The organism is Dyadobacter psychrotolerans, assembly GCF_004349265.1.
GTDB classification, from domain to species: Bacteria; Bacteroidota; Bacteroidia; order Cytophagales; family Spirosomataceae; genus Dyadobacter; species Dyadobacter psychrotolerans.
The window spans coordinates 178,582-200,025 of the sequence record NZ_SMFL01000009.1 but is presented as its reverse complement, the minus strand read 5'-3'; the positions used below and the strand labels follow the sequence as shown (position 1 = coordinate 200,025).

Sequence of the window (21,444 nt, the reverse complement as noted above, 5' to 3'; positions counted from 1 at the left end):
CTATGAAAGCCACACTTACCGTAGTATCTAGGACACGTATATTGACACGAGTAATCATTGGAATGTATTTGCTATGCATGGCGTTGGGCTGCGAAACACCTGGTGCGAAAGAGAAAGAACCAGATAAAAATAGCATTTTTAAAGTTGGCAAAACAGAACTCAATGGGTTCAATATGCTTAGCTCAAATCAAATTCAAGAGAGCTATAATCCGAAGCAGCCCAAATTCTCCCAGGTTCGTGTTGAGCTAACCAAAGAAATGGGGAAAGTTCTTGTGAACAAGCTGGAATCATATTTCCACCAGTCCATCAGATATAAGGATCAGCAACCAAAGTATATTACTCTTTTTACAACCAAATCCACTACTGATATCGAAATGTCAGATATAAAAGGAATAGGTACTTTAAGTACGCATGAATCCGGAATGTTTCATCTTTTTTATACGGTTAACGGAAGTACTCTGCAAAAAGATGATAGATTTAGCCTGTACACTGATTATCTAAGGGTTGCTGATATGGATTTGCTAGGAGCGGTGGTGTTTAATAATCCCTCCCTCAAATGGACGATGGTAAACATTCCGGATTCAAAAATGGCTGTTTCAAGTGAATTTAAGAGTAAATCATACAGAGACAAGGAGAATAGCCTCGGTTTGGCAATTGCAAATTCATCAGAAATACCATTTGATATGGTCGCATCGGATTGCACCTCGTGTAATGATCCATATTCCGGATTTTGTGAGCCTACTAGCTCGGGTTACCCACAGTGCAATCCATGGAATCCTGATCCCATAACCTGTGGAGAAAGTAAAATAAATGCTGAAATGGGGGCCAGGGTTTCGAACAGTGAGAAATCTCTGAATACGGCAGAAGCATATAATTTCCGGGACAATTTCATGAGCAAAACCAAGATTGGTAAAAGTTATACTGACTTTTACTATACTATCTCCAAGGTTGCGATTAGAAACAATGGTATAAACGCGAAAAATGTGGTATTACATTTTGATTTTGCTACCAAGATACATGGTATTGCCAAGAAGTTACAATTTGGTTCAGACAATGATATTGTGTACCAGGACGATTTTAGGAATGAGGCTCAGTCGTTTATCAATACTTATCGTAAGCTGTCAAATGATAGCACTTTTTTAAACGCGTTAGCAATTATTGAAAATGATTTAAACAGATTTAAAGGTAAATCGCGTAGAGAAATTCTAATTAGCATTGGTTTATGAACTCCATAGTAACGCGAATATTTAACTTGATTAACCGGGCAACACTGTCCGGTTATCTCTTCGCATTTACAGTATGGGTTCTTTACAATAATGTGCTAGTTAATCTTATACGAAACGTTCCTCTATTTCCTAAATATCGTTTTGAACTTACACTTGCTGCTCGTGTTTGCAAATCTGTTAATCCAGCGATAGTAAGTTGGCCTTTCGTAAGTTTTTTATTTCTTAAAATAGTTGGGCTATTAGTTACTTTCATCTTACTGAAGAAAAATTATTGGAAAGTGTTACATGCTCCGATGAGGTATTTGCTCACTATAGAATTCACTTGCAGCGTTCTGTTCTTTCTATTGCACCTCGCTTCAGCAATTCGTCCTTTTGAGATAGATGCATATTTTTTTGCAGCGGAACCATTCCATTTTTTCTTTTTTGTTCATAAAATGGGGCCTTGGCCTGGATTTGCAGTTGTTGGTATTATATCTGCATTTTTACTAAAAAGGCTTGGCCTACTTACTGTTTGGGATACTGTTTTAAAGGTAGCGTTCACTCTCCTTTCGTATCTGATGTATTTAGGTTTAGCATGGCTGTGGTTTGGACGAGTTTAAATTATTTGATATACCAGGGAATAAAATCGCGATTATTTATTTACCATTAGTTTTAAAGGTTACACATGAACAAAAAAACGAAGCCATTTCCAATACGGAAATGGCTTCGTTGGTAAAATTGTATCCTGACACGAATTATTATTGCCAGATCGGATCAGGGATTTGAAAGTGTATATTCGTTGATCGAATCGCCGGTCTTTTTGCTTGCTGTAAGACGTTTGATCACAAGTTTAGCATCATCAACCGAGACAATAGAAAATTCCAGTGTTCCGCCGCTGCCAGTTGGCTGGGGAGTCAGATTTTTAAGGATCAGTTTCGATTCTCCGTCAAGCTCCCAAACTCCGGTAAAGCTTGTTCCGTCGAATTCAGTATAAGTGACTGCATTGGATGCCGCAGTTAAAGTAAGTCTGAAAGCAGAGTAACCGGGAACTGTGTTTGTTGAGCCGCCTCTTGTATAAACCGTAGTTGTATTGTGCTTAACAGATTCTGCTGTCCAGGCTTTTGCGATACGCTCCGATAAAGGTGCTACTTTTTTCTTGCATCCTGCTGTTATCAAGGCCAGTGCAAGTATCATGCAGCAAAGTAAAGAGTAACTTTTTTTCATATTTTCTTTTGTGAATTCCGTAACAAAACGCCAAGTTCATACTTTTTAGTCTTATTATCAAAATATTCCGTTCTCCCGGTAATTAAAATTTATCGTAAAAGCCATTATGACTAAATTGCCGCGATAAAGGGAAATGATGAAAGATTATACGAAGGCGCAATTGGCGCTGCGAAACGGACAGGACCGGGAAGAAATCTGGTGTGCGTACCAGGGAATTATTTATGACGTAACCACTTCCAGATTGTGGAGAAATGGTCATCATTACGAACACTGGGCCGGTCAGGATCTTACCAAAGAACTCGGTGACGCGCCACACACCGATCGTGTTTTTGAAAAATTCAAGGTCATCGGTAAGTTGATCGTACCCTGATTTTACGTAAACCGTCAATCGCCGGAAACCTGGTTTTAAAAATATGAATGTACTTATCGCTGACAGCGGCTCAACAAAAACAGACTGGGTTTTCAGAACTTCTGAACAAAATATAATACGTTTTTCATCTGCCGGATTAAATCCGTTTTATCAGAATGAAGCGGAAATTTCGCTGGTAATTAATCAGGAAGTTTTGCCAAATATTTTGGTAGATGTGGATAAAATATTTTTTTATGGCGCCGGCTGTGCAGATGAAGTTTCGGGCCGTCCCGTTCGGAATGCGTTGGTGAGTTGTTTTCCTTTCATTAAAAACGTTGAAGTAGCCTCAGACATGCTGGGCGCTGCAAGAGGATTATGTGGTAAAGAACCCGGTTTGGCCTGTATTTTGGGAACAGGAGCAAATAATGCCTTTTATGACGGAAAAAGTAATATTCGTTCGATCGGTTCGCTGGGTTTTTGGCTTGGAGATGAAGGGAGTGGTTCTTATTTAGGAAAAACACTGGTCGTTCATTTTTTGCAAAACGAGCTGCCAGAGGATCTGCATGAGTTATTTGCTTTAAATTACCCCGAAGTTAACCGGTTGGCAGTGCTTGACAAAGCGTATAAAAAATCTTTTCCTAATCGTTATTTTGCATCTTATTCCAAATTTATTTTTGAAAATATTACCCATCCTTTTTTACAGAAAATGGTGACAGCAGCCTTTGATATTTTTGTAGAAAAATATGTTTTGAAACACCAGGATGTACATAACTATCCGGTTCACTTTACGGGTTCAATAGCGTATCACTACAAAGATATTTTGGAACTTTCACTCACAAAAAAAGGTCTCACAATAGGCAGGATTTTGAAATCCCCGCTGGAAGGTTTGCTTCTATATCATGATGAATAAAAACATGGCCGGATATTTTAGCAGGTTTTAAAACGTTTAGTATTCAAGGCTCAGAATTTTCTGAAAATGACTTGAATTTGCAGCCTGATTTGCCTTAAAGAAATTTAGAAATGTCCCGCCGTACCATACAAGCACTTACCATATTTTCCGCGTTGCTGATTATCAGTGTTGTTATCACCCAGATTTATTGGGTAAAACAGGCGCTTGATTTAAGGCACCGGCAGTTTAACCAGAATGCACACGTCGCATTACAGGATGTGGCCGGAAAGCTGGCACAGGTAAACGGCGTGATGCAAACCACAAATCCGGTCGAACAGCTGTCGCCGGAATATTTCCTGGTCAACACCAACGCCACAACCCAGCCGGATCTACTTGAATTGTTTATTAAAGACAGTTTTCAAAAACATAATCTGATTACAGATTTTGAAATTGGTATTTATGACTGCACCACAAACAGGATGCGTTACGGGCTTTCTTTAAGCACAAAAAATAACGACAAATCGCCCACAGCCACTTCGAACTGGATCAAAACCGATAAGTACCCTTATTATTTTGGCGTGCGTTTTCCCGAACAGGAAACCTACTTTGCCGGCAGCATGACAGGAGCGATCTGGTCGTCGGTGCTGGTGCTTGTGGCGGTTTCTTTTTTTGCTTACGCGCTGTTTATTATTTTACGGCAAAAACAATTGTCCGAAGTACAGCGTGATTTTGTAAACAACATGACTCACGAACTTCAAACGCCGATTTCTACCATACGAATAGCGGCAGATGTGTTGAATTCTGAAAATATTGTCAAACAGCCCGAACGGTATACCCGCTATGTGAGAATTGTTCAGGAAGAGATTTTACGTTTGCAGGGGCAGGTTGAAATGGTGCTTTCCATGGCTAAGGCGCAGAGAAACGCATTAATTTTACATGAAGAGGTCATTGATGCCAATGAAGTGATTGAAAGTTTGTTGCTGCCTTTTGAAAGTAAAATTCAGTTTATTCACGAAGCAAGTCATGTACTGATTAAAGCAGATCCGTTTCATTTTCGCTGTATGGTCACCAATTTGATCGATAATGCTTTAAAATACTCTGACGGCGCTCCGGAAGTTATTATAAGAACGGTCAACAAGGGAAATAATCTGATTGTATCGGTGCAGGATCAGGGAATTGGCATTGCGCCTGAATACCAGAAGAAAATATTTAACCAGTTTTTTCGGATTCAATATGGCGATGTACACAATGTCAAAGGCTTTGGAATCGGACTGAGTTATGTTAAACAGATCGTTCGTGCACATCACTGGTTGCTTGAATTACAAAGTGAACTTGGAAAGGGAAGTACATTTAAAATTACGATTCCGCAGAGCAAAAGAGCTGCTTAAATCTTTAAAACCTAAACAGAAACCGAGTTGAAAAAGAAAATTTTATACGTAGAAGACGATCCGAATCTGGCTTTTGCTACCAAGGATAACCTTGAACAGTATGATTATGAAATTGTTCATGCGCACGATGGAGTAGAAGCATTGGAAATTTTTGGCAAAGAGCATTTCGATATTTGTGTTCTTGATGTGATGCTTCCAAAGATGGACGGATTTACGCTGGCTGAAAATATCAGGAAGTCCGACAGTCAGGTTCCCATCCTTTTTCTGACTGCACGCTCGTTGCAGGAAGACAAAATCAAAGGCTTGAAACTGGGTGGCGATGACTACGTTACCAAGCCTTTCAGCATAGAAGAATTGAAACTCAGGATTGACGTTTTTTTGCGCAGAAGTAAGTCCGACAGCCCCGTTTCTGCAAAACCCGATGCCAATGCCGTAGGTAAATATACTTTTGATTTTCAGAAACTTACGCTGGCAATTAATGGCGGTTCGCAGAACCTTACTTTTCGTGAAGCAGAGGTACTTAAATATCTGGCTGAACGGCCTGATCAGGTCATTCGCAGAGACGATTTGCTGAAAGCAATCTGGGGGGATGACGATTATTTTATGGGCAGAAGTCTGGATGTTTTTATCTCACGTTTACGTAAATATTTATCACAAGATCCTGATATACGGATAGATAATATTCATGGAGTCGGGTTCAGGATGAGATGGTAATCTGAAATGTTTTATAAAATTTATTCGTGTAACACTTGCGTTTAAAAAAAACAATGCGCATATTTGCACCCTCATTTGGAAAAATAGTAAGTCATGGCTAAGATTTGTCAAATAACTGGTAAAAGAACTCGTGTTGGAAATAATGTTTCCCACGCTAACAATAAAACAAAACGTAAATTCTTCCCGAATTTGCAGAAGAAACGTTTCTTTCTTCCATCAACAGGGGAATGGGTTACGCTTAGAGTAGCAACATCTGCACTTCGTACCATCAACAAAAATGGTATTGAAGCGACTATACAAAAAGCTTACGATAAAGGAACACTTACGTTCTAAGAAATTTACGAATTTATTGGAAAGGACTTCTCTCTATCGGGAAGTCCTTTTTTTCGTGTCTGAAATGTTGTACCGCTTATGAATTCTGAAAATACGGTTTACTTGCTTCTGGGTTCTAATCTTGGCGACAGGGTGCAGGTCATGCTGTCAGCGGCAGAAATGATACAGAATGAAATCGGGCAGATCATTCGGGCTTCCTCTGTTTACGAGACAGCTCCCTGGGGTGTCATCGACCAGCCTTCGTTTCTTAATCAGGTTCTTGCAATTAACACAGTTCTTGTTTCGGAAGAAGTACTTCGATTGATTTTAAGTATTGAGCATGAATTGGGCCGCGTCCGCTATGAACGCTGGGGAGCACGCGTGATCGATATTGATATTTTATTCTTCCAGGATTTGGTTGTAGATAGCGCCCGGCTAACGATCCCTCATCCGCGCCTGCATGAAAGACGTTTTACGTTGACTCCGCTGGCAGAAATCGCTCCTGATTTAGTACATCCCGTTTTACAAAAGACCATAAGTGCGTTGCTGAAAGACTGCCAGGATGATAGTCATGTAAGTGTTTTCTCCTGAAATAATTCAAAAATTTAAAAAGCATTTTAAATAACCGGCCTTTCCATTCACTCCCCGTTTCTGTCAGTTCATCATTAATTGGTTTCATTACACGCGTTTTCTTGCTTGTTTTGCGTATCAGATAAAATCACCTTCTTTATTTTTTACTAAAATAATTTAGGGTAAGAACCAGGGAAGTTGTCACGTCATAAGAAAAATTCAATTTACGCCACACAAGAATGAGTCATGATGAATAAACTATTGAAAAAATTCATTACCCTGATGCTGCTGTTATGCAGTGTATCTGCTTACGCCCAAGACAAGCATACCGTAAGTGGTTTTGTTAAAGACGTCTCCAATGGTGAGGGACTGATTGGTGTTTCCGTTTATGTTCGGGAAGCTGAAACAGGTGTTGTTACCAATCCTTATGGTTTTTACTCGATTACTTTGCCCTCCGGTTCCTATACATTGGTTTATACCTATATAGGATATCAGAAAACAACAAAAACAGTTATTCTTGATGCGGACAAAACTGTAAGTATCGAAATGGGTGACGAGAGTAATGAGCTGGCCGAGGTAACCATTTCTACCAAAAAAGCAGATGAAAATGTAAAAAGCATTGAGATGTCTGTAAATAAAGTGGAAATGAAAACCATCAAAAAAATGCCTGCCCTTTTTGGGGAGGTTGATTTGGTAAGAAGTATTCAGCTTTTGCCGGGTGTTACAACCGTAGGAGAAGGTGCCTCAGGATTTAATGTCCGGGGTGGAGATATTTCTCAAAATTTGGTATTACTGGATGAAGCTCCGGTTTATAATTCATCTCACTTGTTCGGTTTTTTCTCGGTATTTAATCCGGATGCTGTAAAAGACGTGAAGTTGATCAAAGGCGGGATTCCGGCTCAATACGGAGGAAGGATTTCTTCTATTCTGGATGTCAGGATGAAGGAAGGAAATTCCAAAAAACGGGAAATCAACGGCGGTTTGGGTACTATTTTTTCCAGACTTACCTATGAGCAGCCGTTTGCTGAGGGTAAGGGTTCCTTTATTGTTGCCGGGCGCAGGTCTTATATAGATGTTCTTGCCAAACCTTTTTTGAACAAAGATCTTCGTGACTCGAAATTTTATTTTTATGACCTGACAGGTAAGGTTAATTACAGGCTTGGAGATAAGGATACGTTTTTTGCCTCAGGATATTTGGGTAAAGATGTTTTTGGCGGAGGAGATTTTGGTTTTGGATGGGGGAATGTAACGGCAACCGGGCGTTGGAACCATATTTTTTCCAATAAACTGTTTATGAACCTGACTGCTTTTTACAGTAATTATGACTATTCTCTTGGCCAAAATCAAAATGATGAAAATGCTAAAGATAAATTTGACTGGAAATCCAAGATCATCAGTTCCAGTATCAAACCCGATTTTACTTATTATCTGACGCCGAACAACCAGCTGACATTTGGCGGCCAGTATATTCGCTACGATTCCCGTCCGGGTAAAGCTATTGCCGTGTCGGAAGGAGAAGGAACGGACATTAGTCTTGATCCCCGATATGCGGATGAATCTGCTTTATACATAGGGAATGAACAAAAACTAACTGACAAAATTTCACTTCAGTACGGATTGAGATACTCATATTTCCGCAGCCTGGGACCAGGAACTGAGTTTGACTATCTTGAAATAAATAAAGGGGAAAGAAAGCTTCCCATCTTTCCGGCGAAAGAATATGGAAAGAATGATCTCATCAAATCTTATGCAAACTGGGAACCTCGTTTTTCTGTAAACATCGGCGTTTCTCCGTCTACTTCTATTAAGGCAAGTTACAATCGCACGGCACAATATCTGCATTTGCTTTCCAATACGGCGGCCAGTTCGCCGCTTGATGTCTGGACTTTGAGTTCTTTCAACATCGCCCCTGAAAAAGCGGATCAGGTTGCGCTGGGATGGTTTAAAAACTTTAAAGAAAACACGTATGAAGCTTCCGTTGAGGTTTATTACAAAAAGCTTTATAATCAGATTGATTACGTTCCCGGCTCAGACTTGCTGCTGAATCAATATGTTGCCGGAGATTTACTGTTCGGTAAAGGCAGAGCATACGGAGCGGAATTTTATCTTAAAAAGAACAAGGGTAAACTGACGGGCTGGGTGAGCTACACACTATCCAGAACGGAGAGGCTCGTTGAAACAATCAATAACAACGACTGGTTTCCGGCCAGATTTGACAAACCGCATAACTTCACCTCAGTCGCTATTTATGAATTGAAAAAAAGACTGACGCTCTCTGCGAATTTTACAATTGCAACCGGAACGCCAGCCACTTTCCCTACAAATAGCTACAACGCACTGGGTTTTGTTGTTGGAAACAATTACAACGGAGCAAGAAACAACAACAGGATTCCGGCTTATCACCGCCTGGACCTGGCTGCGACATTGAAATCTAAAAGGAAATTATTTGGGTCTGGTGACGGAGAATGGGTGTTCTCGGTTTATAATGTTTACAACCGTCGCAATCCGTTTTCTGTTTATACAAGAGCCAATGAAGACAATCCGCTGAAAACAGAAGCAGTGCGTTATGCTGTTATCGGTAGCCTTATTCCGGCCATTACTTATAATTTCAAGTTTTAAAAGTCATTGAAAATGAAATATTTAAATAAAATATCAATCTTAAAAAATACGGGTTTGGTATCCCTGGCTTTTATTCTTCTTGCAGGATTGACAGGCTGCGAGGATGTAATTGATCTGGAAACAACAACCGGGCCGCCACAGCTTGTCGTTGACGGATGGATTACCAACCAACCCGGACCGCAAACAATTAATCTATCCTGGTCAGCTTCTTATTTCAGTAACACAACGCCGAAACCTGTGCTGGCTGCGGAAGTTACTGTAACTGATAACCTGGGAACGGTATACCAGTTTAAGGACCTGGCAGGTAACGGAAAATATGTTTGGGCAGGTACAGGCAAAGACACGCTGGGTCGTATCGGGCGCACATATACCCTGAAAGTCAAAAATCAGGCAGATGTATTTACTGCCGTTAATCAAATCAAAAGAGTTCCAACTGTTGATTCCATTGTTTATCAAAAAGAAACGCTTCCTTTTAAGCCGGATAAAGGTCCGAAAGAAGGTTTTATTGTATCTTTTTATGCAAGGGATTTTGTGGGAGAGGGAGATACTTACTGGATCAAACCTGTAATTCGCGGAAAAGCTGTTGTTGATAAAGCGCCTTTTATTTCCACAGCCTACGATGCAGCATTTAACGCAGGCGCACCTTCTGACGGGTTGATCTTCATACAGCCGTTACGCCAGTCCATCACAACTGATTCACTGTATTCGGCAGGTGCATCAGTGGGGGTAGAATTGCATAGCATTACGCAGGAGGCATTTGCTTTTTTAAATCAGGTTCGGGAACAGGCTGCAAATGGCGGACTCTTTGCAACTCCGATCACGAATGTTAAGTCTAATGTAGTAAATGCAAATCCGGCCGGTGAAAAGGCGTTAGGCTATTTTGGAGCCTCTGCAGTTAGTAAGCTGGAAACAGTTATTGACCCTAAAAAAGCGCGGCCTGAAGAGTGACAAGCCAGGAAATTGCTATTGTTTTAATCCTGCCGATACTAATTTATTAGATTCAGCAGGATTTTTTGCTTTGTTAATTTTACAGGCATTTTAAAAATAAAGTTTTTGATCTATAGCATCTCCACTAAAATAATCACAGGCCTTTTTGTAATTTAATGCGTATTTCAAACTCATCCAGGTGAAAAAGTTTTTTCTGCTTTTATTATCCGTAAGTACTGCTGTTAATGTATATGCTCAAACCCGTCCTCGTGAATTGGGGATAAAAATTGGTGTTTTGCCAACGGGCACCCTCAATGCCATTACGGATGTTACCGGGGTCAAGGTAGGTCAGATCACGCTTTCGGAAGGTACGGATATTCGCACAGGAGTAACTGCTATTGTGCCGCATGACGGTAATATATTTCAGCAGAAGGTGCCTGCTGCTATTTACATTGGAAACGGTTTTGGAAAACTTGCAGGGTATTCGCAAGTTGAAGAATTGGGTACGATTGAAACACCTATTATTTTAACCAATACATTAAATGTCCCGACTGCGGTTGATGCTTTGCTTGACTGGACGCTTGGGCAAACAGGAAATGAAAATGTACGCTCCGTCAATCCGGTTGTCGGGGAAACAAATGATGGTTATCTGAATGACATTCGCAGCAGATATGTAAAAAGAGAGCATGTTCTCAACGCCTTGGCACAGGCCGGAAGCGGGCCGGTGGCGGAGGGAAATGTAGGTGCAGGAACAGGTACGGTATGTTTTAACTGGAAAGGCGGTATAGGAACTTCTTCACGAAAATTACCTGTTAAACTGGGAGGATATACAGTCGGCGTAATTGTGCAGACAAATTTTGGAGGTGTTTTAAAAGTAAACGGCGTTCCGGTTGGGGAAGAATTGGGAAAATATGCTTTTAAAGAATCTCTGGATAAATCTTCTGACGGATCCTGCATGATTGTGGTTGCCACGGATGCGCCTTTGGATGCCCGTAACCTTAAACGTCTTGCGAAAAGAGCTATAATGGGAATGGCACAGACTGGCGGAATCGCCTCCAACGGAAGCGGAGATTATGTTATTGCTTTTTCAACTGTAAACCGCGTACTTCAAGACGCGCCTCAGTCTACCTATGGAGCAACTTTGCTGAATAATGATTATGTATCACCCCTCTTTTTAGCAGTGATCGAAGCCACGGAAGAAGCAATTATTAATTCGCTTTTCATGGCCAAAACAACAACAGGTACTCAGGGGCATCTGGCAGAAGAATTACCAAAAGAAAAAGTTTTGGAACTGATGAAAAAATATGGACACTAAAATGCCGTTTAACGATTTGGAACATATTCAAACACGGTTTTTACCACAATTATTTATTCCGCGAATCTGATAATGCAAAATTTTATTTGCGATTGTGATATTTTACTTTAAAATTTGCGGTTTAAACGAAGGATCATAAATACTGTGAAGAGCCGAAGCTTTATAAATCAGACAATTACTTTACTAATGGCTGCCATGCTTTTGATGGTAGCAGGGGTGAAGTCGTGGTCGGTTGATAATGATCAGGATCACAAATATTCGGGAAGCAGTAAATCGGTTATCCACGACGTATCGCAAAATGATGATTCCAATACTGCCGATGGTGACCAGGCCAGGGTAAGTTCTCTTTCTCTGGATGCGGTAATCACTCCCGCAATTTCATTTGACTTCTTTCAATACTTTTATTTTGTTCCTCAGCCGGCCTGGAGTTTTATTCAGGAAGAAACGGTTTTTGAGTTCGCTTTCAGAGAACCTGCTTACTTGTTCTCCTGTTTCAACCGGATCTTTGGCCGGTATATCGTCACCAACGCTCCCTGATTTTCAGTCGGTTCTGCTTTCATTTTGAATACGTTGATTTTGATATGCTTTGGCGGAAGCCATACTTATTGTTAACTGTTTAAAATTGAGATTTTAATGGCTCTCAGCCATCCCTTGTTTTTGTAAATCCAATCAATTTAATAATACCAATGACCAATAAAAATGGAATATTAGGGCTAACCATTGTGCTTGCCCTGATCAGTGTCTATTACCTCTCCTTTACGTTCGTTTCGATGAACATCAAGGGAAAAGCGGAAACCTATGCTACCGGTTCGGACGGTAAGGTCGACATTTCAAAAAAACAACATTACATCGACTCATTGTGGCGTGAAGATGTGTACATCGGACACACTTTGCAGGAAGTAATGGAACGTGAGCTAAGTCTTGGACTTGACCTTCAGGGTGGTATGCACGTAGTATTGGAAGTTTCTCCGGTTGATATTCTTAGAGGAATGGCTGGTGGAAATGCCCGCAGTGCAGCATTTCAGCAGGCTATTAAAAAAGCAAGTGAGGATAAAAAAGCCAGCAACAGTTCTTTTGTCAATCTTTTTGTAAAAGCTTACAAAGAAGCAGCGCCTAACACACCTCTTGCCAGCGTATTTGCAAACAGTGCAAACAGAAGCAAAATCAACAGTAATTCTTCTGACGGAGATGTTGTAAAAATGCTGAACACTGAGATTGACGGATCTATCGAAAGAGCATTCCAGATCACACAGGCCCGTATTGACAAATTTGGTGTAACAAACCCTAACATTCAGAGATTGCCTGGTAAAAACCAGATTTTGGTTGAACTTCCGGGTGTTGATAATCCGGAACGTGTACGTCGTTTGTTATCAGGTGCAGCGAAACTTGAATTCTCAGAAGTTTATCTTACCAACGAATTAGCATCAGGACTTGATCAGCTTGGTAAATTCCTTACAAGAGAAGATGCAGCTCAAAAAGCATTGGCAAAACCAACTGCGGCAGCGGCAACAGATACAACAAAAAAAACGGGTTTAGGCGGTCTTGCTGCTCAGCTTGAACAAAAAGGAGCAGATTCTACCAAAACGGATTCTTCTGCTTTGGCAGCACAGAGCGCAGCATTGACGAACCTTTTTGTTCCAATGCCACAAGGACTTGGTGTTTATATGAAAGATACAGCCCGTGCAGGTGAAATTCTTCGTCGTCCGGAAGTGAAATCTTTCTTCCCTGCTGACCTTGTTTTCATGTGGGACCGCAAAGGAACCGAAGGTGCGAACAACCAACTGATCCTGCCTTTGTACTTTATTAAAAAATCCAATGGCCAGGCTGCCATGGAAGGTGATGTGATTGTAGATGCAACGCATGATTACGATGATAGAGGCCGTCCGGAAGTAACCATGCGTATGAACGGCGAAGGTGCCCGTAAATGGCGTACACTAACTGCCAGAAGCGTAGGTCGTCCGGTTGCTATCATCATCGATAACCTTGTTTATACTGCGCCAACGGTTCAGGGTGAAATACCAAATGGTAACTCAAGCATCACCGGTAACTTCACAGTTGAAGAAACGAAGGATATGTCCAACGTTTTGAAAGCAGGTAAACTGCCGGCTCCAACAAACATCGTTGAAGAAGCGGTTGTGGGTTCAACTTTGGGTGCTGAGGCGATCCGTGACGGAGTTGTTTCTTCGCTTGTTGGTTTGGCAATTGTTTTGGTATTTATGCTTGCTTATTACAGCAAGGCAGGTTGGATCGCGGATTTAGCTCTTTTAATTAACCTTTTCTTCCTGTTGGGTATCATGGCATCAATCGGTGCAGTGCTTACACTTTCGGGTATTGCCGGTATTGTTCTTACAATCGGTATGGCTGTGGATGCGAACGTACTTATTTATGAGGGTATTAAAGTTGAAATTGAAGAAGGGAAGCCTTTCCGCCAGGCAGTAACAGACGGTTTTAAACACTCTCTGACTGCGATTATTGACTCGAACGTAACGACACTTTTAACGGGTATCATTCTTTATATTTTTGGTACGGGTCTGGTAAAAGGATTTGCAACAACGCTGATCATCGGTCTTATCACTTCGTTGTTCACAGCGATTTTTATCACCCGTTTGTTACTGGAAGCGCAGATTAAAAAAGGAAGAACTTTCACCTTCTATTCTGCTCTGACCAAAAACTGGTTTAAAGACAATTCATTTGACTTTGTATCACAGCGTCGTACGTTCTACATCGTTTCTACTGTAATTATGGTAATTGGTGTCGGATCGTTCATCTTCAAAGGATTTGGTCTTGGAATTGACTTCAAAGGCGGCCGTTCGTATGTTGTTCGTTTTGACAAAGAAGTTGAAACGGATGATTTGCGTGCAGCAATGAAAGAAACACTTGGATCAAGCCCTGAGATTAAAACTTATGGCGGTTCTTCTCAGGTGAAAATTACTACTGACTATCTGGTTGAAGCTACAACACCGGATGCTGATCAGAAAGCAGATACCAAAATCATGGAAGGTGTTGCCAAGCTGAAAGACAACCCGGGTAAAATTGTAAGTTCTTCGAAAGTAGGTCCTACAATTGCTTACGATACCATGATTTCAGCTGCTTATGCAATTATCCTGGCACTTGTCGCCAACTTTGCGTATATCTTTCTGCGTTTCAAACGTCTTGCATTTAGTTATGGAGCGGTAGTATCACTTGGTCACGATGTAATTATCATTCTTGCGGTTTATTCGTTATTTAATGGCTGGATCCCTTATATCTCTCTGGACATTGACCAGGCATTTATCGGTGCCATACTGACCATGATTGGTTATTCCATGAATGACACGGTTGTAATTTATGACCGTATCCGTGACTACCTGTCGGATGAAAGATCAAGAAATGAAAGTCTGCCTACGGTTATTAACAATGCCCTGAACAGTACTTTGAGCCGTACAGCGGTTACCGGTATATCTGTAATCCTTGTATTACTTGTTCTGATGATTTTTGGAGGAGAAGTTTTACGTGGATTTACATTCTGTATGCTTCTTGGTGTAATCGTTGGTACTTATTCTTCACTGTTTGTTGCCGCACCGATTGTGGTTGACTTACTACAGCGCGAGAAAAAGAAACAGCCGCTTGCAGTAGCTGTTGAACCGGTTGTACCTGGCAAAAAGATCAAAGCGTAATAAAATAGAGGACAAAAAGGGGAAAGTAATTTACTTTCCCCTTTTTTATTCTGCCATTGCGCATAGTGTGCAAATTTTATTTTAGTTTTATAGATTATTGATTAACCAAATACAATTAAAGAGCTCTTTATGGCAAATCAACTTTGGGTAAAAAAGCCTATTGAAAAACTATTACTAGAATCTACCGGAGAAGAAAATCAGCTTAAAAGATCGTTGGGGTCGGCAAGTTTGGTCGCACTTGGCATTGGTGCAATTATTGGTGCCGGACTTTTTTCATTGACAGGAATTGCAGCTGCTGAACATTCAGGTCCTGCGGTAACCATTTCATTTATTCTGGCAGCAGTTGGCTGCGGTTTTGCCGGACTTTGTTATGCTGAGTTCGCTTCCATGATTCCAATTGCGGGAAGTGCCTATACCTATTCTTATGCTACCATGGGTGAATTCGTAGCCTGGATCATCGGCTGGGACCTTGTTTTGGAATATGCACTTGGAGCAGCAACAGTTTCAGTTAGCTGGTCTCGGTATCTACTTGAATTCCTGAGCAAGTTTGACATACATCTTCCTACACAACTTGTTTGCTCGCCTTTCGAGGTAGTTAAGCTAAGTAACGGTACCATTATCGATAACGGGATTGTTAACCTTCCTGCTATTTTTATCGTGTGTATGCTTTCTCTGCTTCTAATCAGAGGTACAGAAGGATCTGCATTTTTGAATAACTTTTTGGTAGTATTGAAAGTAGCGGTTGTAATGATCTTTATTGCACTTGGATGGAGTCACATCGATCCGCAAAATTATGTTCCTTACATCCCTGAAAACACAGGTAACTACGAAAACTTTGGATGGTCGGGTATCGCAACGGGCGCGGCTGTGGTGTTCTTTGCCTTTATCGGTTTTGATGCTGTATCTACGGCAGCTCAGGAAGCTAAAAATCCACAGAAAGGTATGCCGATCGGTATTCTTGGATCTTTGGTTGTTTGTACCATTTTATACGTTCTTTTTGCGCACGTTATGACAGGTTTGGTAAAATATACCGAATTTGCAAATGACGCAAAACCTGCTGCAACTGCTTTTGCAAAAACAGGTTATGACAGTCTGCAGACTGCCCTGATCATCGCGATTCTGGCTGGTTACACTTCGGTTATGCTTGTTATGCTTTTAGGTCAGAGCCGTGTGTTTTATTCAATGAGTAAAGACGGGTTGCTTCCTAAATTTTTCAGCCAGGTACATCCTAAGTTCAGCACGCCATGGAAAACTAACCTTTTCTTCATGGGTTTTGTAAGTATTTTCGCTGGTCTTGTTCCAGTAAGTGATTTGGGACACATGGTAAGTATCGGTACATTATTCGCATTCTGCCTTGTTTGCGTAGGAGTTTGGATGTTACGTGTTAAAAGACCTGAACTTCATCGCTCATTCCGTACTCCGCTGGTTCCTTTTGTGCCAATTATGGGAATTGTAGTTTGTCTATACCTGATGTATTCACTTCCAATCGAAAGCTGGTATCGTCTTGCGATCTGGCTGGCAATCGGTTTAGCGATTTACTTCGGATACGGTAAAAAGAACAGTAAATTAGGAAAGGAAAATAATTTAGAGCTTTAAGCTGGATAAGAATAAAGTAAAAGTGCCTGGTTTCATTACGAAGCCAGGCACTTTTTTATTAAGGTGATAAAAGAATTGAGTCAAAATTTAAATTCTGGCGAGTACTCTTTCGGAAACAGTTTGTCCGATAGAGAGCGAAGACGTTGCCGCCGGAGACGGCGCATTGCACACATTGATTGCCCCTTTGTTTTCGATAATGGAGAAATCATCCAGCAAACCGCCATCATAATCACAAGCCTGCGCACGCACACCTGCTCCTCCGGGAACCAGATCGTCCGATTGGATTTCGGGAATGAGCTCCTGTAATGCTTTCGTAAAGGCTGCCTTTGAAAAAGATCGATAATATTCACCCATACCGGTACGCCAGTATTTTGCGGCAACTTTGCGGAATCCGGGCCAGGCAAGCGCCTCAAACAGCTCGGGGAAATTAATATCTGTCTTTTTATAACCTTCTCTTCTAAAAGCAAATACGGCATTTGGCCCAGCTTCAACACCGCCTTCTATCATTCTTGTAAAATGCACACCAAGAAATGGAAAATTAGGATCCGGAACGGGGTAAATCAGGTTTTTTACCAAATGATGTTTTTCCGGTTTTATCTTAAAATATTCACCTCTGAAAGGAATGATACGCACTTTGATGTTTTCCGGTTGGGTTAACTGTGCAACCTTGTCGGAATAAAGGCCCGCACAATTGACGATCAGACGGGTTTCAAAAACTTTACCCGTTGCTGAAACCACTTCCGAATGCGTATTCCGGTTTTTGATATCAATCACTTTTTCTCCAAGAGCGATTTCCCCGCCCGCTTTCTGAAAACATTCCGCATATTTTTCAGATACGGCTTTATAATCTATAATTCCGGTGTAGGGTACCCATATCCCTTCAACGCCTTTTACATGCGGTTCAATCTCTTTAATTTCGCCCGCAGAGATCATTCTGTTTTTCGTCAAACCATTTTGCATTCCTCTGTCAAACAGGTTTTTGAGCAAAGGCTTTTGTTCGTCACTGGTGGCAACCACCACTTTACCACAAAGGTCATAGGCTACACCTTCCCGGTTACAGAAATCCAGAAGCATTTCATAGCCGCGGATACAGTTTGTAGCTTTTAGGCTGCCGGGTTTATAATACAGTCCCGAATGGATTACTCCGCTGTTGTGCCCGGTTTGGTGTTTTGCTACTTCATTCTCTTTTTCAAGAAGAAGTATTTTTAAGGAAGGTTTTTGTTCTTTGATGCGCAGGGCGGTGGCCAGGCCAACAATCCCTCCGCCAATGACTATAATATCATGCATAAGTCAATCCGGATTCTTTTTTACAAAGAAGGGTTAAATTAGGAGAAAGTACAAAAAGCGTCATGGGATTTGTAAAGCAACCTGGTAGCATATCAATTACCAATACTCAAATCCCAGTGCTGTCTTTAGAGGTATTAAAAATTGGCCATTACAAAGACTGGTAATTTAAAGGGAATTCAGGGCAAGGCAAAATATTATGGCTGAGGAAATAATATTCAGGTTTCAGTGGCCTTCGTAACTTTTTTAGTATCAAGTGCATATACATCTATGCCATGTTTACTAAAAAAGAAATGGTTATTCTGTCACTTATTGCCAGTGGCTTAACATCAAAAAAGATCGCTTTGCATCTGCACCTAAGCATTGATACGATAAAAACACACAGAAAAAACATTATAAAAAAAGCCAAATCCCGGGGTCTAATCTTCGATTCACTGCTAAGATTAGCTATTCAAATGAAAGAGAATAGTAAATAATATACCCATTAAAGGGGTATATTGGCACTTTGTGCAGATATTTCTATATTTTAATTGTAACTAATTTGTTAATTATGTATTGTCATTTTCAATTAATAATTAACTTAACTAATCATTACAAAGAAAACAAAATTTACTATCCTTGCTAGAAGAATTCCACTCGTGCTTTTTTTCGTAGTAGCCGTTGTTCATGAATCAGAAGCAAAAAGATTTTGGGGCAATGAAGATCAGTACATTGGTTGTCAATATGCATATGATGGAATTTGTCAGGCTATCTATGAAAGAACATACTATGTTATGGGCATTGCCGTTTCACAGTCTATGCATTTTGAATCTGGTTCTTGCGATACAGTTTGCAGGAATGTAAATTAAAATTAATGATTTTAAGAATTATAATAATCATGCTCCACATTTTTCCTTGGCTATCACAGGCACAAGAAAAATGTGGAGTTGTTGTTGATAAAGCAAGTAAGTTATATATACCTTATGCCACGTTAGTTACCCAACCCTTCACAGCAGGTACATATACTTCCGAAATTGGCAAGTATTGCATTTCTATTCATCCGGATACAGACAGCATATTAATATCATGTGTTGGTTACCAAAATTTTTCAGTTTCAAAATCGCAATTTTTATTGCAGGATACTCTTTTTCTAGAAGTATCCATTAATCAACTTAAGGAAGTTGTAGTAAAAAATGAAAAGAAAAAAAGAAAAGTTATTCAGGTAGGATATGCAGACCACGCTGTTAAAAAGAGAGCTTTTGGTGGGAGTATAAGTTTTAATTCAGGAGTAAGGATAGCAACATACGTGGCAAATGATGGAAATTTGCAAGGGGTTATCAAAAATGTGATTTATGTACTCAGTGGAGCAAGAGAAACAAAAACCGTGGTTGTTCCTTTGTTTTACAGGATAAGGCTTCGTATTTATGAAAACGGAAGTAATCATTTGCCTGGCGCTGATTTACTCAGAGAGCAAGTTGTTGTTGATGTACCAGATGCTCAAAAGGAAATAGTCAAAGATGTAAGCAGTTACAACATAGCGTTTCCAGGAAATGGATTTTGGGTAGGAATGGAATGCGTTGGTTATATGAGTTCCGATTCAGTTTATCATGAAATAAAAGTGAATGAGACAGGAAAGTATACCTTGAAAAATTCACGCAAGCTTAAATTAGAAAAGCTTTATGCAATTTCACCGATGATTCCACTGACCAAGACAAAGATTACACAAAGTACCCATTCTTCGTTAAAAGGTAACTGGCATTTGCATGAGCGTTCAAATGGACTCTCAACATTTTCATTTGGTGCTGAAATAGAGGTCGATTAATAGATATATATATTAAGATCAATAGCTGAAATACTTAGGATTGTTCCGGATATTGGTCAGGGCAGGATTCTGCTCAAGTCTTATTATAATCCCCTAAATATCATTAGGTTTAAGGCTTATTAGGTACTTCGAAATTCGGTGGTACTGCCTTTGTGATGCGCAAACCCTTTGTGATAAACATTTAAGTTCGTTTGGGCTAGTCTCTGCTTAAATTACTCCTGAGATATTGCATAGGAAAATAAATGAAATATCCCCTTTGGAAACGAGTTGACAGCCAATTATCAGCCGGTTAAAAATATTATCCCGGCAGATTCAGAATAATTATTGAGGAAATGACACTTTTCCCATGGAGATACCTGGTACGCCTTCCTTTGATCCGAATGATACGTTGGCTCCCGCAACTGTCTCATTGGCCAGGACAGCAAATAAAACAGCCTCCTTCGCGTCACCTGAAACACCAAGCTGCTCCAATTGTAAGATCGTAAAAGCCGGTAGTTGTTTTTGGATGGCTTTCATCAGCACCGGATTGTGAGCACCGCCTCCGCTGGCATAAATGCTGTACGTTTCATTGACATCGATTACCCTTTTTATTGCACTGACAATCGTATCCGCACTAAGCTGCGTTAACGTTGCAATGATATCATTTCTGGAAAGAGAAGACAGTCTGGATTTTTGAATGGCGTTTTCAACGTAATCAAAATTGAAAACCTCCGGACCGGTGGTTTTCGGGAATGGGGCCTCAAAGAAAGATTTATTTTTCAACGCTTCCAACAGTGTTTCATTCACTATCCCATTGTTTGCTACCTCGCCATTTTCGTCATATGGCTTACGGAAAAAGCGGCGCATGTACGCATCGATTAATGTATTGCCGGGTCCGGTGTCGGTTGTAAAAATTAGTTCAGGATTTAGATTGCCGGGGAGCAAGGTAAAATTTGCAATTCCTCCCATGTTGAGCAGAATCCGGTTTTCTCCTTTTTTTGAAAACAAAAAATAATCTCCGTAAACAGCCAGCGGAGCGCCTTCTCCCCCTGCTGCAATGTGTTTCTGGCGGAAATCGCTTATTGTAATAATATTTGTCTCTACAGCAATGTGATCTCCGTCACCAATCTGCAGAGTTGAATTCGGAAAATCTTTTAATGCGTGCTGTTTTTTAGGGGCATGAAAAACGGTTTGTCCATGGCTGGCGATCAGGTCAACTTCTTCCGCATTGATATTCCATTCTTCAAGGCAATCCAGGATCATTTTGCCATGTTCAATGCCAATAAATGGATTCAGGACACATAATTGCTGAAAGTCGATTTCTCTTTTGGCAAATATTTTACGGATCTCTTCCCGAAAAGAATCTGTATAAGGAACGGTTGCGAAATTTTCAACTTCCAGTTTCGTATCAATTCCGCTGCCAGTTACTTTACATAGCGCTACATCCAATCCGTCGAGAGAAGTGCCGGACATGAGTCCAATAATTCTTCTGGATTTCTGATTCGCAATTTTATGCAGTTTCTCTATATGCAGCTTCATAAGTCAAATGTCTGGTAAAAGAAAAAGTCAGGTTACCGGGAATCTCCCTGCCTGACTTCTTCTATTTTAATCACGTC

Annotated in this window: 19 protein-coding genes; 16 read left to right on the top strand and 3 right to left on the bottom strand. The window is 40.6% G+C overall.

All coding sequences use genetic code 11. From position 1 onward, the window contains the following. Positions 1-2 precede the first annotated feature (2 nt). Positions 3-1,226, top strand: coding sequence for a hypothetical protein (locus E0F88_RS22530; RefSeq protein ID WP_131960539.1), 1,224 nt, complete (start codon positions 3-5; stop codon positions 1,224-1,226). Next, positions 1,223-1,825, top strand: coding sequence for a hypothetical protein (locus E0F88_RS22525; RefSeq protein ID WP_131960538.1), 603 nt, complete (start codon positions 1,223-1,225; stop codon positions 1,823-1,825). Before E0F88_RS22530 ends, E0F88_RS22525 begins: the two co-directional genes overlap by 4 nt. A gap of 154 nt (positions 1,826-1,979) precedes the next feature. Here the strand turns inward: E0F88_RS22525 and E0F88_RS22520 are convergent, their stop codons facing one another. Continuing rightward, positions 1,980-2,429 carry a hypothetical protein gene (locus E0F88_RS22520; protein WP_165940130.1) on the bottom strand — a complete coding sequence of 150 codons (450 nt, stop codon included), beginning with the start codon at positions 2,427-2,429 and terminating at the stop codon, positions 1,980-1,982. A 136-nt stretch (positions 2,430-2,565) separates the two neighbouring features. Here E0F88_RS22520 and E0F88_RS22515 point away from each other — a divergent pair, with 136 nt between their 5' ends. The 12 genes from E0F88_RS22515 (at position 2,566) to E0F88_RS22460 (ending at position 16,764) form a co-directional block, all read left to right on the top strand. Further along, positions 2,566-2,799: a cytochrome b5 domain-containing protein gene (locus E0F88_RS22515; RefSeq protein ID WP_131960621.1), complete on the top strand. Its 234-nt coding sequence runs from the start codon at positions 2,566-2,568 to the stop codon at positions 2,797-2,799. A gap of 43 nt (positions 2,800-2,842) precedes the next feature. Beyond that, complete coding sequence (locus E0F88_RS22510) at positions 2,843-3,688, top strand: N-acetylglucosamine kinase (RefSeq protein ID WP_131960537.1); 846 nt, start codon at positions 2,843-2,845, stop codon at positions 3,686-3,688. A gap of 110 nt (positions 3,689-3,798) precedes the next feature. Beyond that, positions 3,799-5,055, top strand: a complete 1,257-nt coding sequence (locus E0F88_RS22505) for a sensor histidine kinase (RefSeq protein WP_131960536.1) — start codon at positions 3,799-3,801, stop codon at positions 5,053-5,055. A 27-nt stretch (positions 5,056-5,082) separates the two neighbouring features. Further along, complete coding sequence (locus E0F88_RS22500) at positions 5,083-5,769, top strand: response regulator transcription factor (protein WP_131960535.1); 687 nt, start codon at positions 5,083-5,085, stop codon at positions 5,767-5,769. Positions 5,770-5,862: 93 nt separating this feature from the next. Beyond that, positions 5,863-6,102 (top strand): 50S ribosomal protein L28, encoded by a 240-nt coding sequence (rpmB, locus tag E0F88_RS22495; protein ID WP_131960534.1) that lies wholly within the window; start codon positions 5,863-5,865, stop codon positions 6,100-6,102. Between the two features lie 78 nt (positions 6,103-6,180). Continuing rightward, positions 6,181-6,672 (top strand): 2-amino-4-hydroxy-6-hydroxymethyldihydropteridine diphosphokinase, encoded by a 492-nt coding sequence (gene folK, locus E0F88_RS22490; RefSeq protein ID WP_131960533.1) that lies wholly within the window; start codon positions 6,181-6,183, stop codon positions 6,670-6,672. Positions 6,673-6,897: 225 nt separating this feature from the next. Next, the gene (locus E0F88_RS22485) at positions 6,898-9,270 is read left to right on the top strand and encodes a TonB-dependent receptor (RefSeq protein ID WP_131960532.1); all 2,373 of its coding nucleotides are present in this window, start codon (positions 6,898-6,900) and stop codon (positions 9,268-9,270) included. 12 nt (positions 9,271-9,282) lie between these two features. Then, the gene (locus E0F88_RS22480) at positions 9,283-10,218 is read left to right on the top strand and encodes a DUF4249 domain-containing protein (RefSeq protein WP_131960531.1); all 936 of its coding nucleotides are present in this window, start codon (positions 9,283-9,285) and stop codon (positions 10,216-10,218) included. Positions 10,219-10,396: 178 nt separating this feature from the next. After that, positions 10,397-11,512: a DmpA family aminopeptidase gene (locus E0F88_RS22475; protein ID WP_131960530.1), complete on the top strand. Its 1,116-nt coding sequence runs from the start codon at positions 10,397-10,399 to the stop codon at positions 11,510-11,512. 144 nt (positions 11,513-11,656) lie between these two features. Next, the gene (locus E0F88_RS22470; RefSeq protein ID WP_229213873.1) at positions 11,657-12,049 is read left to right on the top strand and encodes a hypothetical protein; all 393 of its coding nucleotides are present in this window, start codon (positions 11,657-11,659) and stop codon (positions 12,047-12,049) included. 149 nt (positions 12,050-12,198) lie between these two features. Then, complete coding sequence (gene secDF, locus E0F88_RS22465) at positions 12,199-15,168, top strand: protein translocase subunit SecDF (protein WP_131960529.1); 2,970 nt, start codon at positions 12,199-12,201, stop codon at positions 15,166-15,168. 129 nt (positions 15,169-15,297) lie between these two features. Continuing rightward, on the top strand, positions 15,298-16,764 hold the full coding sequence (locus E0F88_RS22460; protein ID WP_131960528.1) for an amino acid permease: 1,467 nt from the start codon (positions 15,298-15,300) through the stop codon (positions 16,762-16,764). A gap of 87 nt (positions 16,765-16,851) precedes the next feature. On the opposite strand, the gene lhgD is transcribed toward E0F88_RS22460, so the two are convergent. Beyond that, positions 16,852-18,051: an L-2-hydroxyglutarate dehydrogenase gene (lhgD, locus tag E0F88_RS22455; RefSeq protein ID WP_131960527.1), complete on the bottom strand. Its 1,200-nt coding sequence runs from the start codon at positions 18,049-18,051 to the stop codon at positions 16,852-16,854. Positions 18,052-18,323: 272 nt separating this feature from the next. Between lhgD and E0F88_RS34800 the strand changes: the two genes are divergently transcribed. Beyond that, a complete protein-coding gene (locus E0F88_RS34800; RefSeq protein WP_131960526.1) occupies positions 18,324-18,524 on the top strand; it encodes a response regulator transcription factor in 201 nt (66 codons plus the stop codon). Between the two features lie 377 nt (positions 18,525-18,901). After that, entirely contained in the window at positions 18,902-19,849 is a 948-nt protein-coding gene (locus tag E0F88_RS22445) for a carboxypeptidase-like regulatory domain-containing protein (protein ID WP_131960525.1), read from the top strand. A gap of 321 nt (positions 19,850-20,170) precedes the next feature. Here E0F88_RS22445 and E0F88_RS22440 read toward each other — a convergent pair whose 3' ends face one another. Beyond that, the gene (locus E0F88_RS22440; protein WP_131960524.1) at positions 20,171-21,367 is read right to left on the bottom strand and encodes an anhydro-N-acetylmuramic acid kinase; all 1,197 of its coding nucleotides are present in this window, start codon (positions 21,365-21,367) and stop codon (positions 20,171-20,173) included. Positions 21,368-21,444 lie beyond the last annotated feature (77 nt).